Below are 13,897 nucleotides of genomic sequence, written 5' to 3'. Positions count from 1 at the left end.
ATAGTTATTTTCATATGAAGGCCTGAACCAGTCTTCCGATTATTTGTCAAAAAACTTTGCAAGTCCTGCCAATCTTGGATCAACAGTCTTTTCTTTGTCTTCTTCCGAAATCACTTGCCAGTCTTGACCTTGCGTCGGTGCTCCACCAGAAACATCATCACTGAAAATTTGCATTGGAATCTCCAAAAGTATATTTTCCTTGATTACGGGCAGTAAGTCAAGTACTTCTCCTTCTAAACAATGAATTTCAGCTTCAGTTTCAAATTCTTCTTGTGAAGTTTGGAACACCTCAGTTGTTTTAATGTCAAATGGTAATGTCACATCTACTAAAGAGCGAGAACATGGTAAAACCATGCTTCCAGTTATATGTAGATGAAACGTAAACTTACCGGAGCCAAAATCAACTCTTCCCGTTACATGAACAGGATTAATTTCACGAATATCTTTCTCGACCTCTTTTAGCTCACTTACATCTACCATCTCATCCAATGTCAATCCTTTATTTCTCAATTTATTCAATTGATGGATGGACCATTTCATATCATATCACCTCAAGGCAACAAACAAAATTATAGCTAGCCATTTTATATTTGTCAATGTTTTTTCTTTACACTATAATGAAGTCATCATAGTAAATAATATATAGAGTATCATGTTTTTCAAAAAGATGCTACATCGAAAGGAGAGATTACCATAAAAGCTGGTGGTATTGTTGTTGAATATAACCCTTTTCATAACGGTCATCATTATCATGTGCAACAGACAAAAAAGTTAACACAATCCGATATAATAATTGCCGTTATGAGCGGTCCTTTTTTACAGCGTGGTGAGCCCGCACTCATTTCCAAATGGTATCGCACTAAAATGGCCTTAGCAAACGGCGTAGACCTTGTTGTAGAGCTTCCATACGTCTTTGCAACGCAAAAGGCTGAAACCTTCGCAAATGGTGCTATTTCCATTTTAAATGCCCTACGTGTTTCTGAAATTTGTTTCGGTAGTGAGGATGGACAAATCGAAAATTTTTATAATACAATCTCCGTACAAAAAAACGAAGAAGAGACTTTTAACTACCTTGTAAAACAATTCATGGACGCTGGTAATAGTTATGCAAAAGCAACATCTGATGCCTTCTCACACATTTTAACATCCGAAAAAAACATAGATATGTCACAACCAAATAATATTTTAGGCTTCCAATATATTAAAGCAATTCTGTTACAAAATAGCTCTATACAAGCTCAAACTATAAAAAGATTTGCCTCTCATTATCATGATGAAACATTTAATGACCAACATATTGCAAGCGCGACAAGTATTCGGAAGCAACTCTTTAGCGAAGAAGGATCATTTACAACAATTGAACCTTTTCTCCCACAGGCAACCACTTCGCTTTTAGCAAATTACAAACAAAACTACGGGATATTACATAATTGGGAACAATACTTTTCATTTTTTAAATATAAACTCATGACGATGTCTCCAGGGGACTTACGACATATATATGAAATAGAAGAAGGTTTAGAGCATCGTATTTTATCAAAAATACAAAACAGTTCCTCCTTCTATTCATTCATGGAAGCATTAAAAACAAAACGTTATACATGGACTAGATTACAAAGAGCTTGTACACACATTTTAACAAACACAACAAAAGAGGAAATACATAGCGCAAGTATAGAACAACACGCACCATATATCCGCCTGCTAGGCATGTCACAAAAAGGACAAACTTATCTTTCAAAAAACAAGAAAAAAATCGAGCTTCCAATCCTTACTCATACAAAAACATTTGACCATACCGCTTTAGATATAGAGAAAAAAGCAAACGCTGTATATTTCTCCATCATGCACGAACCATTACGCACGCAACTATTAAAACAGGACATAACACACCATCCTGTTCGCTATGATGAAACAGCTACAAAATTTCTATAAAAAAACCTCTCTATTTCAGAGAGGTTTTTTCCTTATCCATCTTTTCTAAATACGTTAACGCATCATCCAGCGTATCCACTGGTACAATTTTCATTTTTGTTTTAATATCTTTCGCAGCTTCGAGTGCATCTTTATAATTTGATTTCTCCGCACCTTTTTCATTTGGCGCAAAGAACACTTCAGCCCCAGCATCGCTAGCAGCCACCACTTTTTGCTTTATACCACCAATCGGGCCAACTTCTCCCTTTTCATTAATTGTACCTGTTCCAGCTATTTCATGTCCTTTTGTTAAATCTTCTTCCACAAGTTGATTATATATTTCTAATGTGAACATTAAACCTGCGGATGGTCCACCAATTTCATGAGAATTAATTTTCACTTTCGGATCGACCACTAATTCTCTTTCCGTAACAATAGAAACACCTATACCGACACGTCCATTCCCGTTAGGAATCGTCTTTACATTTAAATTTTCTTTCAATTGTTTTCCATTTCTCATGTACTCAATACTTGCAACATCGCCTTCTTTTTTCCCAGTCATATATTCAATAAATTGCTCCGTCTTTTCAAATGTTTTTCCGTCAACAGCTATAATAACATCACCAAGCTTAAGCTTTCCTTCTGACGGCATTCCCTTTGCCACACCAGCAACTAATACACCTTTATTTTCAAAAGAAACAGTACGATTTGCACGTTTATATGCATTATATATTGCTGCATTTTGCGAATCTTTCATCGCATAATTTTGGCGAAATTGATATTCTTCATCACTCTCACCTTTTTGCAATATTTCTTCTGCTTTCGAAATATGTGTATATTTATTAAACTGTGCCGCTATTAAATTCACCACATTTGCCGGTCCCATTGAAACCGTAACAAGCATAAAATCACCAGACTCCTTCGTTCCACCCTCAACTTGAACGTAAGGCTCTAATTTGGCAGCCATTCCTGGTTTTGTTACATAATACGGTAAACGTACGTAAACAAGTAACATCGCCAATATAACCCCTATTAAGATTGCATATATAAACCGAAAACGCTTAAACATTATGTTTCTCCTTCCACTGCTCAATTAATAAATAAATATTTGAAATGTGTTTTTCCGCTTCTACTTCTCCAACTCGAATAATGTCTTCAATGTTTGTAAAAGCACGTGAACTAAATTGCTCTACAGCTGGTCGCATCATTAAATCCGATGCAATTTGCCGATTCATTACAAGCTCATGCTGCATAATTTCAATACTTTGCATGATTACGTCATAAATGGATGTAACATCGCCATTGACCTTAATTGGAGATACATCAACAGCGATAACAATATCGGCTCCTAACTCTTTCACAACCGATACCGGGATGCGATCAATAACTCCACCATCCACTAATAATCGTCCATCTATTTTTTCTGGTACAAACACTCCAGGAACAGATATGCTAGCCCTCACCGCATCTGCAACTGGCCCACTTGTAAAAACCACTTTTTCCCCCTTCAAGATGTCAGTAGCCACAACAGCCGTCGGGATATCTAACTCTTCTAAATTTTTATTATATGTAAACATTTTAATCATATCTTTGACACGTTTTCCAGCAATAAATCCCATTTTAGGTACCGTAAAATCTAAATAATACTTCCTCTTAAAAACAGATGCCAATTTATACAGTCTTTCAACATTACTACTTGCCGCATAAAACGTGCCTATTAGCGCCCCCATACTACTTCCTGCAATCATATGAATAGGGATACCCGCTTCCCTTAAAACCTTTATTACGCCAATATGAGCAAACCCTTTCGCTCCCCCAGACCCAAGTGCTAAACCAATCTTTGGTTCTTTCATTTTTCTCACCCTTTAATTTTTTTCATTCCTTTTTCATACTTATGGTCTAAATTCACTACGTATCCACGTATACTGAAATGAACGTTTTTTGGGACAAAGGGGGATTTACTTACATGTATGAAAAATGGAAAACCGCTTTCCTTACCATATCAACGCTATTTTTAACTTTTTCTCTTGTACTCCACCCCCAAGCCGCTTTGCAAGCTTCTATTCGCGGATTAAATATATGGTGGGAAGTTGTATTCCCTTCACTACTACCGTTTTTCATCATTGCGGAACTTCTAATTAGTATTGGTGTTGTAAAATTTATCGGCGTTATATTAGAACCACTCATGCGCCCACTTTTTCGCGTTCCAGGGATAGGTGGATTTGTTTGGGCAATGGGAATGGCTTCAGGGTTCCCTGCAGGCGCCAAATTAAGCGCTAGACTACGAAAAAGCAATCTTTTAACTCAGATTGAAGCGGAGCGCCTCGTTTCTTTCACGAATTCTTCTAATCCACTTTTTATTTTCGGTGCTGTGTCTATCGGTTTTTTTAATAATCCGAAATTAGGGATTATATTAGCGGCTGCCCATTATTTAAGTAACTTTGCTGTCGGATTAATTATGCGTTTTTACGGCCATAATACCGCTTACAAAAACAATAAACACACTACAAAAAAACGACCCTTTCAAAACCCTTTTTTAATTCTTCACGAGACACGCTTACAAGAAAAAAGACCAATCGGAAAATTACTTGGGGATGCTATCGTTTCTTCTATTCAAACATTACTTATGATTGGCGGATTTATTATTTTATTCTCTGTGTTAAATAAAATGATTACTGTATTCCACATTACAGCAGCTCTTTCTTTTATTATGCAACATATTTTATCATTCTTCCAACTAAGTACAGATTTTAGTATACCTATATTATCAGGTATTTTCGAAATGACACTCGGAAGCCAAATGATTAGTCAAATAAATGAAACACCTCTCTTACAACAAGCTATGGTAACAAGCTTCATTTTAGCATTTAGCGGTCTTTCCATTCAGGCACAAGTTGCTAGCATATTAGCTGAAACAGACATCCGATTTAAACCCTATTTTTTCGCACGAATTATTCAAAGTATTCTTGCCCCTATTTTTACATTTATATTTTGGATACCATTTTATGAGAAAGTGAGTTCTTTCTCACCTATGCAAAAAGATATTCCTGTATTTTTATCAAAGCATCCTTCTATACTACATGAAATTTGGACATCTTTTATACATTACGGACCAATTTTTACATTATTTTGTCTATATTTATATGTTGTTTTATTATTTTTTCGCACGCATAAAGAAAAACCCCGTTCACTTTAACGGGGTTTGAAACTTTTCTTTTAAAGCACGCTCTACAATAGGAGGCACAAGATCTACTACACTTCCTCCATACCTCGCAACTTCTTTCACAATACTCGAGCTTAAAAATGAATATTGGTTATTTGTCATAATAAAAAATGTTTCAATATTTTCATCTAATTTTCGATTCATAGAAGTAATTTGCATCTCATATTCAAAATCAGAAACTGCTCGTAAACCACGTAATATTGCATTTGCATTACGCATTTTTGCATACTCTACTAATAGCCCACTATGCGAATCTACTTTTACATTCGGGATATCCTTTGTCGCTTCTCGAATTAGTTCTAATCGCTCTTCAACTGAAAAGAATGGTTTTTTTGATGAATTGTTTAAAACGACTACGTACACCTCATCAAATACTTTTGCTCCCCTTTTAATAATATCCAGATGCCCAAGGGTAATTGGATCAAAACTTCCTGAAGAAATAGCTATACTTGTCATTCTGTCCCCTCACCTTCATACTTATAAATCGATATTGCAGTAATCCCATAATTCTCAGCTCGTACTTTTACAAGCCTTCCTATTGAATTAGGTAAAACCACATCATTACCATGCTCTGCCATAATTAATCCATCACTATGTAGCAATCCATGTTGATCCATTACACTAATTAAAGATACAATTTTTTGCTCTTTATATGGAGGATCTATTAATATAAGATCGAATGACATTTCACGTTTTATTAGCGCCTTCACTGCACGTTCCGCATCATTTCGATACACTTCAGCTTGTTCCTGTATTCTACAACTTTCTAAATTTTGATGAATTACTTTTATCGCTTTACTATCTCGATCAACAAAAATCGCTTTATCGATTCCTCTGCTTAAAGCCTCAATTCCAAGGCCACCACTACCACCAAATAAATCAAGGGCGATCCCACCATCAAAATAAGGACCTATCATATTAAAAATAGATTCTTTTACTTTATCTGTCGTTGGACGTGTTGTATTACCAGGAACCGCTTTAAGTGGGTGTCCTTTACATTTTCCTGAAACTACTCTCATCTGTTGTCACTACCTTTATTTCAATCTATCGAGCCATTATAGAAAGCCATTCCCACTTCGGTAACCGTTAACAAACCACATTTACCTAGCTATAGGAAAACTCGGCATCAAATAACCACTCGTTATTTTTATGTATTCATCTCATCATTCACTAATATGAATCCAATATGTATATTAGTTCCACTTTATCTTTTTTATCCTATCACAAAATAAAAAAAAGAAAAATAAAAAGCCCAACATAAAATTTAATTTCATTATGTATATCTTCATTTATATTGGACATAAATAATTATAACAACATCACCTTCGATGTTGTTGCCAACCGCGGAGAAGACTTACGTTTCCCCATAAGTTCTTCCTCCGGTTTCTCCTCTCCCTTTGCCTTCTTACTAGTACATGCTAGTATAAGAAGGGCCCTGCTATGCAGGGTTTTTTTTCTTTGTGTGCTTTTCATTTAAAAAGTGAAATGGTACAGTAAAAGAAAGAGGAGGAAAAAATATGATTCAACGCTTTATAGAACTCGGAGAAGGCTACTCTGACTTATATGAATTACTTGAAATTGCCAAAACAAATCAAGAACGTATAGCACATATGCTACAATTTGAAACGATAAAAAACGATAAAAAAGTGTGTTCGCTTGTTGTAATATTAAAACCAACTACTACTGGTGATTTCCAACCATTATACATATGTCGTGAAGGCATTCCTGTATTTGAAAATAAAAAAAGTAAACGTGTCATTTTATTTGAAGAAACGGCAGAACAACTTGGGAAAAAAGTGGCTACCTTTACTGTAAAACCATCTACAACTTTCCCTGAAAAAGAACTATTTTTCAATCATTTAATTGGTATTTTACGAATGAACAATTTCATTCCTCCGATGAAATAACACTTTATTTCAAGGGAAAAATCCCCCGCTAAATTTAGCAGGGGATTTTTTCTATTAGCTATAATCGTATTCTTTTGCCCGGTCAGGACGTGAATTTTCAAATTCCGTTTTTAAATACGGGCGATACGACTGTTCTATCTTTTTTACAAAAGGAAGTTTGTTCAACTTATGCATCATATGCTCAATTTGTTCCATATCACAATATACTACAGCATATTTTAATCGTTTTGATATGTAATGTATGTTACCATATTTCCTTAAAATCTTGGCATGTTTCAATGAATGTAAATAAACAATCATACTTTGTCGTTGCCCGAACATAATCTTCTCCATCTTCTCCTTTTAAAAACATATATTTTATATTCTATGAAAACCAATCAGAAATTTATGACATTACAGGACAAACTCTGTATACGTTTTCTTCTATCTTCTAAAAAACGGGGTACATCACCCCGTTTTTTTACAACCACAACCGCCGCCAGTACCACAACCTCCACCACAGCCACCAGCATCAAAGAATGGATTTCCTGTTGGCACTTTAATGGAAGAAGACACTTCTGAACCGATTGCTACACTAACTTCGTCCAATAACTTCTGCAAAGCAGTTTCTGCTCTTTTAAAAGCTGCAACCTTATCATGTAAGTCTACAGAACGCTTTAATTCTCTCATTTTCATCGACACGGTAGTATAGTCAGGATGGTATTTTCCAAAACGCTGTACTTCCTCATACCGTTCTTTCATCGCTGTAAATTGCTGAATTAACGTCTGAAGTTCCATATCTTCATGTAATTCTCTATAATACTTACGATAATCTTCTGCTATATCTGAACAGATAATCGCTTTTGCAAGCTGCTCTGCCTTATCTAATATTAATACGCTTTCTAGCGTCGCTACAATCATGAGAGACACCTCCGAGTATCCATCATACCACATTTAGATTAGAACTACTAATTGAAGTGACTTACTCAAAAGAAAGATATAATGAAACTATTTTCACACTATATCCGTACACACTTATACATTAATATGTTCCGCTATATTATATTTAAGAACATCCCATTTCCCACTATTTTGTTTCACATAACTAATACACGCATTTTTTAATGGTGTCTTAAATGTAATTTCATCTGGGTCAATGGCATGTAAAATCGCTTTTATCGCGTGTGAGTGAGCAACAATAATAATACGTTTGCCAAAATGAGTTGTTGCAACATCTTCTAAAGCAGCAAAGCAACGAGCTACAATCTCTTCATCTTGCTCCATACCTTCTACTTTACCCTCGGCAATCAACTCTCTAACAGCCGCAACTGGCTTCCCTGAAGCTTCTCCAAAATTCCGTTCAACAAATCGCTCATCTAATAAAATCGATTGTAATCCAGCCGCCTTTGCGATTTCATTAGCCGTTTCTTGCGCTCTAATCAACGGGCTACTTATAATGATATCCCACTTTTCTTCTTGTAAAGCAGCTGCACTTTGACTCGCTTGCTTCTTACCAACTTCATTAAGCGGAATATCTTCTCGCCCCTGAATAATTTCTTGAAAATTCCAATCAGTTTGTCCATGTCGTACTAAACAAATTTCCGTCATGCTGCAACTCCTTTTTAAATAATCAACCTCTATTGTAACAAAAGTTCTACATGACGGACATATTTTTCACTTCCAATTATGTTGCATTTTGTTGCTTCATATACTGAAACATATCAATCATGATCGAAGCAACGGCCAATTGATTTTGAAACTTTTCCACTTTATCTGGTATTGTTTTTTTGAAATGTTGCATCGCCGCTAACTCAAAAGCCTCTTTTTCTTCAGGATTTCGCGTTAATTTTCTATACCAGTACGGTTGCTCTCTGATATAGCGAGATAAATCCTCATCAGCCTTTATAAACTCCATAATTTCTGCTCTCATCATCTTTCCCCCTAATCCTTTTGAAAGAAAAATGGGTTATTTTCTGAAGTACTTTGTTCTTGCTGCGTACGGTTACCTTGAAATTGCTGAATAACTTGTTGCACACTCCCAATGGCACTCGTCACATTGGCTAAATGGTGCTGCATTTGTTCCACGTCCAGCTTTTTAAAAAAAGAAAGCATTTGCCCCATTACATCAGCAGTTTTTTCCTCTTCAGTTCGATTATCTTTTTCTTTTTTATTTTCTTTTACCGAAGAAAACGCAGGCGCTCCATCCGGTCTATAAGTTGTCCATAGTGGATCTTCTTCACCAAGTAAGTACCATTCTTCATAAAATTGTTGCCAAGTTTTGTGACCATTTCTAACCTCATGAACCATTTTAGGGTGATGGTTTACAAATTCTTTAAACTGTTGAACCGATGGATGTAACGGTCCTTTTGTTGTTGGCATAATCCTCACCTCTCCATGTATATCTACTATATAGTAAGAAAAAAAAGGCACATGGTTCGCCCATTTTCAGACGATTCATGCACCTTTTTTTCTGCTATTTGCATACGGTCAGATTCCCACCTACAATTCAGTGACTACGAAGTAACTAATTAGGTGATGTAGCACCCCACCGCTTACAGTTTCGCTTTATTTTCGAATAAAGTTTTGTGTATAAAATTTATCGTATACACCAACACCTAATCCTGTAAATTGTTCATTTAATAAATTCTTTCTATGCCCCTCACTATTTAGCCAACCTTGCACGGCTGCAACTCCATCACTATGTTGCGCCGCTATGTTCTCGCCAGCAAGTTGAAACCCTACTTTCCCGCGCTGCAAACGATCTCCTAGCGTACCTAGTGTAGGTGAGTCATGAGAAAAATAATTATTGTCTTTCATATCTTTACTGTGACCAATAGCAACATCTGCTGTTTCCTGATCCCACGTTAGTAATGGTAAGTTATGACGACTTCGAATAATATTTGTCAAATCAAAAATTTGTTGCATATTCCCATTTTCCACTTGTTTTATTTTTTCTGGAGTCAATGGTTGTTCTGCTATTAATTCACCTGAATAAACGAGCTGATACGGTCTTTGGTGTAATAAAGTTTCATCATCCATATAACGAACACCAACAAGCTCATGTGTAAAATGATCAAAATACAATTGCGCCCACCCATCTTCTACAGGTATTAACGGCTGTTCCATAACTTCGGTATCAGATAGTTCAAATTGATAACTATTTTTCCCTCTTTTTAATGAAATTTCATGCGAAAGCGGACTCTTTTTATATACTTCTTCATATTTTTCATTTATATAATAAGGTGGAATCTTAACTTGTTCACCAGCAGCGTACGCCGTTACAACTTTACGTTCAGAAACTCCAAATTGAACATACTGAGTTAAATCCTGATTGTATACCCACCATTCATATCCGTATGCGGATGGCTCTATTCGAGAGGGTTCTCCCCACTTCGCTAATAAATTTTCAGAGTCCTCACCAATCATATTTAAAACAGTGTCTGATGAATCTTCCTTAATTTGCTTTTTCTTTTTCACAATTTTATTTTCTTGCTTTGATTGAGATGGGGTTAATATATATTGTGAAACGAGTAATTTCCCGTATAAATCAACAGCTAAAATTAAAAATGTAATCATTACGATACGCAATAATTTCTTCAAACGATATACCTCCTGAACAAAACATAAAATTGAGATATACACAAATCCTTTTCTTTCTTTTTGTGTGTACCGTACTCTTTTCACTATATCATATTTTCGCGAAAAAAGTCTGGATTATCCCTTTTCTCTCAATATGAATTGCGATTTCTTATTATTCATACTATTATAAAAATAATGGTTTAACATTAAAAAAGGAGGTATTATATGCAATTTACAAATACGCAATTTAATGGGGCCGTCGTTGAATTAACTCTTTTAACTGAAATTATGGAAAACAACCACTTCGTACTTGCTGGACAGTGGGATTATGAACGGGTTACATACGATTATAAATTTGAAATATTAAAGGATGTTTATTATTTACGAGTACAAGGAGTTGCTGTTGAAGGTGACATCGGCAGTAGACACGCCGAAGTAAAACTACTCCCTCCCTTATTAGGAAAACATTATTATCCTCACGGTGTTGAATATGGTGAGGATGAGACTTTCCCAACGAATGTACTTCAAAAAAGCGAACAACTCCTACAAAATATTGAAAAAGGCTTAAAAGAATTTCAAATTATTGATTAACAAAAACAAGCGCATCGATATGATGCGCTTGTTTTATTTCTCTTCCCTAAGAATGAATTGTTTTTTTTACTGGATATCCATAAATAGATCCGTCTTTTACTTTAATCTCATCTTCCCAAGGAACCTTATATTTACCTTCAGCTAAATCTTTTACAAACGTATATGGATTTTCTTTCACCCCACCAGGAGTTGCTACATATCCCCTTGAACCTAGATTATATATATTATTTTCTAATCCCCATCCTAATCTAGCCTGATCTGCTAGTTCTGGATATACTTCAGCAGTAACAATCTCCCAAGGATTTCGATGTCCCTGTACTAAAGTAGTCCCATCAAAATTACATACTTGTCCTTCACCAAAGTAATAAAATACACCATCATAACCCGCTAAGTTTACCGACAATGTATACATTAAATTTTGCCATGCATTTGAACGATTGGTTAGCATCCATTGTTCACTAACTTGTGTGCTATATCCAGAAATACGGATCAAGACATTTGCTCCTTTATAGGCCGCTTCACGAGCTACTTCAGGGAACATGCCATCATGACAAATACAAACAGCTAATTTACTTCCTCCAGGTCCATCACAAACAGGTAAGCCTAAATCTCCAGCTTTCCAAGGCTCGACTGGCACCCAAGGATTTAGCTTACGATACTTCAAAATCATTTCACCTTGTGGATCAATAATAACTGCTGTATTATACGGCTCTCCACCATCAGGATTTTTTTCCATTATTGAAAAAACACCATATACTTTAGATTCTTTGCATGCCTCAGCAAATAAGTCTGTTTCTGGCCCAGGAACTGTACATAAAAATTCTTCTGTAGTCCATTTTTTTGTATTGAGCCCTTGTGTGCTATATTCAGGAAATACTATTAATTCTAATCCAGGATAACCTGATTTAGTCGAATGAATTGTTCTTATGATTTGTTGAATTTGCTTATCAATGTCTGCACGCGACTCTACTACTGGTACTGGATATTGAATTAGTGCTGTCAAAAAACCACTAATCGGCTTTACCATACTTCCACTACTACCCATTTAAATTCCCCCTTAAAATAGTTTATGTTTATTAAAGAAAACAATATAAGGTGAAACTTTAATCAGTGGGGCGTCCATCCCTCACTCATTATTACCCTTCACCAATCAGGCTTTTACGGACAGCCCGACTCCTGCAAGTAGCGGGAGAAAGTTGTAAATCTCTAAAAAAACTTGCACTACATATGGAAATATTACGTCTTAAAGCTAGTAGTAAATTTTATATCCATTTTTAGTACATGCCTACAATAGGTTAACACGAAAAGTTAGAAAATTCAATCTTTTATACCTACTACAACTTAAAAGAAAAAAAGTGTATGAGATTGCCCATACACTTCTTCTACTTAGTCTGCAAATAAGGTGGCAATTGTTGCAACTGCTCCTTATCCTTTTCACGCTCTCTACGCGCCCATCTAAAGAATACATAACCGATAATCGTACCGTACACTATTTCCTGGACAATTTTCATTATGATACCACCAGTTTGTTGGTCTTGTAATACTGGCATCCAGTGTAAAAACTCTGGTCCAGTTATATTTAAATCTGATAAAGTGCCCGCTGGTACACATAGTTCCATCGCTTTCATCCAAGCGGCTGGATCCGTATACGTTGCAAATAACGGTGCAGTCGAAAAAATAATTAACGCACAAGCTGGTGTTAATAATATACCGTTAGCAAACATGTAACCAAGTTTCTTTATATCACTTAACGTTTGATATTCTGGTAACGGATTTAGCATCGGCCACCACATCATGATTGCTGTAAAAAACAATATAGCGAGACAAATAGGATGAGCAATTTGACTTTGTTTTACTGCATCAAAAACAACTGGTAAATGATAAAAAGAAAACAGGCCGTTAAATACAAACAATGCAATAAGTGGTTTAGCAAATGCCTTTAATATAATTTGAACGAACTTAAAAGAAGTAATGTAACGATATAACCAAATTGGTATACCAAGCAACAGTAACGGTGGAACTGCAATATACATGACTGCCATTTCAAACATATGAGCACTAAATATAATATGGCCAATTAAATCAATAGGCCCTCCCTTTACAAAATACAAAAGAACAATACCAGTCGTAAAATAAAAAATTTGCTTCTTACTTACCTTCGTTGCATTTTCAAATCGCATTCTATATGGCCCAATAATTAAGAAATACCCAATTAAAATTGAAAGCATAAATAATAAAAAGATCGGACTCCATAAAGCCTGAAAACCAAATATCCATAAGTTACTCATTGTCACACCTACTTCCTTAAGGTTATTCCATAATATGAAGAGGGAGCTGTGACAACACAAGCTCCCTTATTTTTCACTTTTCAAATCCACACGATTGTCATAAAAGCTAAAATTGTAATTAACCCGATTAGCAGACCAGAATAAAGAAAGAAACTTGCTGCTTCGTGTCCTTTATGACTCATATGCATAAAATAATACAATTGAAAAATTACTTGTACCACTGCTAATAGTAAAATAAATGGCACAGAGAAAGTCGGGCTAAACGTTTTTGGATACGCCACTGCTACAAATGCAACTAATGTTAAAAAAATCATTAATGCAAACGTAATAACTTGATGCCTCATTTCCTCCGCACTTTTTCTCTTCCGATAAACAAGATCAACTTTAGGATTATTCATTTGCTTTATCGCCATTGT

18 protein-coding genes are annotated in these 13,897 nt (G+C 35.5%); 4 read left to right on the top strand and 14 right to left on the bottom strand.

The genetic code is table 11. The features are described 5' to 3' along the window. Positions 1-39 precede the first annotated feature (39 nt). Entirely contained in the window at positions 40-540 is a 501-nt protein-coding gene (locus COK05_RS23650; protein WP_000872146.1) for a YceD family protein, read from the bottom strand. Between the two features lie 213 nt (positions 541-753). On the opposite strand from COK05_RS23650, the gene COK05_RS23645 reads away from it, so the two are divergent. Further along, the gene (locus COK05_RS23645) at positions 754-1,935 is read left to right on the top strand and encodes a nucleotidyltransferase (protein ID WP_255290350.1); all 1,182 of its coding nucleotides are present in this window, start codon (positions 754-756) and stop codon (positions 1,933-1,935) included. Between the two features lie 10 nt (positions 1,936-1,945). On the opposite strand, the gene COK05_RS23640 is transcribed toward COK05_RS23645, so the two are convergent. Beyond that, positions 1,946-2,983, bottom strand: a complete 1,038-nt coding sequence (locus tag COK05_RS23640; protein ID WP_098614487.1) for a SepM family pheromone-processing serine protease — start codon at positions 2,981-2,983, stop codon at positions 1,946-1,948. Further along, a complete protein-coding gene (locus COK05_RS23635; RefSeq protein ID WP_000662588.1) occupies positions 2,976-3,767 on the bottom strand; it encodes a patatin-like phospholipase family protein in 792 nt (263 codons plus the stop codon). The genes COK05_RS23640 and COK05_RS23635 overlap by 8 nt, the downstream gene beginning before the upstream one ends. A gap of 113 nt (positions 3,768-3,880) precedes the next feature. Here COK05_RS23635 and ylbJ point away from each other — a divergent pair, with 113 nt between their 5' ends. Further along, complete coding sequence (ylbJ, locus tag COK05_RS23630) at positions 3,881-5,110, top strand: sporulation integral membrane protein YlbJ (RefSeq protein ID WP_098614486.1); 1,230 nt, start codon at positions 3,881-3,883, stop codon at positions 5,108-5,110. On the opposite strand, the gene coaD is transcribed toward ylbJ, so the two are convergent. Both coaD and rsmD read right to left on the bottom strand, forming a co-directional pair. Beyond that, positions 5,102-5,593, bottom strand: coding sequence for a pantetheine-phosphate adenylyltransferase (gene coaD / locus COK05_RS23625; protein WP_000200601.1), 492 nt, complete (start codon positions 5,591-5,593; stop codon positions 5,102-5,104). The genes ylbJ and coaD overlap by 9 nt on opposite strands. Beyond that, a complete protein-coding gene (gene rsmD / locus COK05_RS23620) occupies positions 5,590-6,156 on the bottom strand; it encodes a 16S rRNA (guanine(966)-N(2))-methyltransferase RsmD (RefSeq protein ID WP_001266977.1) in 567 nt (188 codons plus the stop codon). Before rsmD ends, coaD begins: the two co-directional genes overlap by 4 nt. A 498-nt stretch (positions 6,157-6,654) precedes the next feature. Between rsmD and COK05_RS23615 the strand changes: the two genes are divergently transcribed. Next, complete coding sequence (locus COK05_RS23615; protein ID WP_000616017.1) at positions 6,655-7,044, top strand: DUF7147 family protein; 390 nt, start codon at positions 6,655-6,657, stop codon at positions 7,042-7,044. A 54-nt stretch (positions 7,045-7,098) separates the two neighbouring features. On the opposite strand, the gene COK05_RS23610 is transcribed toward COK05_RS23615, so the two are convergent. From COK05_RS23610 to COK05_RS23585, 6 genes are all read right to left on the bottom strand, one after another. Then, on the bottom strand, positions 7,099-7,365 hold the full coding sequence (locus tag COK05_RS23610) for a YlbG family protein (RefSeq protein ID WP_002082261.1): 267 nt from the start codon (positions 7,363-7,365) through the stop codon (positions 7,099-7,101). Between the two features lie 126 nt (positions 7,366-7,491). Next, a complete protein-coding gene (locus COK05_RS23605; protein ID WP_000634366.1) occupies positions 7,492-7,944 on the bottom strand; it encodes a YlbF family regulator in 453 nt (150 codons plus the stop codon). Positions 7,945-8,058: 114 nt separating this feature from the next. After that, complete coding sequence (locus tag COK05_RS23600) at positions 8,059-8,631, bottom strand: histidine phosphatase family protein (RefSeq protein ID WP_098614485.1); 573 nt, start codon at positions 8,629-8,631, stop codon at positions 8,059-8,061. A 76-nt stretch (positions 8,632-8,707) separates the two neighbouring features. Then, positions 8,708-8,953, bottom strand: coding sequence for a YlbE-like family protein (locus COK05_RS23595; protein ID WP_001200990.1), 246 nt, complete (start codon positions 8,951-8,953; stop codon positions 8,708-8,710). Positions 8,954-8,964: 11 nt separating this feature from the next. After that, positions 8,965-9,402, bottom strand: coding sequence for a YlbD family protein (locus COK05_RS23590; protein WP_098614484.1), 438 nt, complete (start codon positions 9,400-9,402; stop codon positions 8,965-8,967). Positions 9,403-9,588: 186 nt separating this feature from the next. Further along, complete coding sequence (locus tag COK05_RS23585) at positions 9,589-10,623, bottom strand: CAP domain-containing protein (RefSeq protein WP_098614483.1); 1,035 nt, start codon at positions 10,621-10,623, stop codon at positions 9,589-9,591. Between the two features lie 204 nt (positions 10,624-10,827). On the opposite strand from COK05_RS23585, the gene COK05_RS23580 reads away from it, so the two are divergent. Beyond that, a complete protein-coding gene (locus COK05_RS23580; protein ID WP_098614482.1) occupies positions 10,828-11,193 on the top strand; it encodes a YugN family protein in 366 nt (121 codons plus the stop codon). 46 nt (positions 11,194-11,239) lie between these two features. Here COK05_RS23580 and COK05_RS23575 read toward each other — a convergent pair whose 3' ends face one another. The 3 genes from COK05_RS23575 to ctaF form a co-directional block, all read right to left on the bottom strand. After that, positions 11,240-12,238: a formamidase gene (locus COK05_RS23575; RefSeq protein WP_098614481.1), complete on the bottom strand. Its 999-nt coding sequence runs from the start codon at positions 12,236-12,238 to the stop codon at positions 11,240-11,242. A gap of 337 nt (positions 12,239-12,575) precedes the next feature. Continuing rightward, a complete protein-coding gene (ctaG, locus tag COK05_RS23570; RefSeq protein ID WP_098614480.1) occupies positions 12,576-13,481 on the bottom strand; it encodes a cytochrome c oxidase assembly factor CtaG in 906 nt (301 codons plus the stop codon). Positions 13,482-13,561: 80 nt separating this feature from the next. Continuing rightward, positions 13,562-13,894, bottom strand: coding sequence for a cytochrome c oxidase subunit IVB (gene ctaF, locus COK05_RS23565; RefSeq protein ID WP_098614479.1), 333 nt, complete (start codon positions 13,892-13,894; stop codon positions 13,562-13,564). Positions 13,895-13,897 lie beyond the last annotated feature (3 nt).

This window comes from Bacillus cereus, from assembly GCF_002567495.1.
GTDB lineage: Bacteria > Bacillota > Bacilli > Bacillales > Bacillaceae_G > Bacillus_A > Bacillus_A cereus_AQ.
The sequence above is the reverse complement of the archived record's forward strand: the minus strand, read 5'-3'. Positions and strand labels throughout refer to the sequence as shown.

Bases quoted from the DNA above. Each gene is read 5' to 3' on its own strand.
- COK05_RS23595 (WP_001200990.1), bottom strand. From the start codon at position 8,953: ATGAGAGCAGAAATTATGGAGTTTATAAAGGCTGATGAGGATTTATCT.
- ylbJ (WP_098614486.1), top strand. From the start codon at position 3,881: ATGTATGAAAAATGGAAAACCGCTTTCCTTACCATATCAACGCTATTT.
- ctaG (WP_098614480.1), bottom strand. From the start codon at position 13,481: ATGAGTAACTTATGGATATTTGGTTTTCAGGCTTTATGGAGTCCGATC.
- COK05_RS23610 (WP_002082261.1), bottom strand. From the start codon at position 7,365: ATGTTCGGGCAACGACAAAGTATGATTGTTTATTTACATTCATTGAAA.
- COK05_RS23590 (WP_098614484.1), bottom strand. From the start codon at position 9,402: ATGCCAACAACAAAAGGACCGTTACATCCATCGGTTCAACAGTTTAAA.
- COK05_RS23635 (WP_000662588.1), bottom strand. From the start codon at position 3,767: ATGAAAGAACCAAAGATTGGTTTAGCACTTGGGTCTGGGGGAGCGAAA.
- COK05_RS23640 (WP_098614487.1), bottom strand. From the start codon at position 2,983: ATGTTTAAGCGTTTTCGGTTTATATATGCAATCTTAATAGGGGTTATA.
- coaD (WP_000200601.1), bottom strand. From the start codon at position 5,593: ATGACAAGTATAGCTATTTCTTCAGGAAGTTTTGATCCAATTACCCTT.
- COK05_RS23575 (WP_098614481.1), bottom strand. From the start codon at position 12,238: ATGGGTAGTAGTGGAAGTATGGTAAAGCCGATTAGTGGTTTTTTGACA.
- ctaF (WP_098614479.1), bottom strand. From the start codon at position 13,894: ATGGCGATAAAGCAAATGAATAATCCTAAAGTTGATCTTGTTTATCGG.
- COK05_RS23600 (WP_098614485.1), bottom strand. From the start codon at position 8,631: ATGACGGAAATTTGTTTAGTACGACATGGACAAACTGATTGGAATTTT.
- rsmD (WP_001266977.1), bottom strand. From the start codon at position 6,156: ATGAGAGTAGTTTCAGGAAAATGTAAAGGACACCCACTTAAAGCGGTT.
- COK05_RS23605 (WP_000634366.1), bottom strand. From the start codon at position 7,944: ATGATTGTAGCGACGCTAGAAAGCGTATTAATATTAGATAAGGCAGAG.
- COK05_RS23615 (WP_000616017.1), top strand. From the start codon at position 6,655: ATGATTCAACGCTTTATAGAACTCGGAGAAGGCTACTCTGACTTATAT.
- COK05_RS23650 (WP_000872146.1), bottom strand. From the start codon at position 540: ATGAAATGGTCCATCCATCAATTGAATAAATTGAGAAATAAAGGATTG.
- COK05_RS23580 (WP_098614482.1), top strand. From the start codon at position 10,828: ATGCAATTTACAAATACGCAATTTAATGGGGCCGTCGTTGAATTAACT.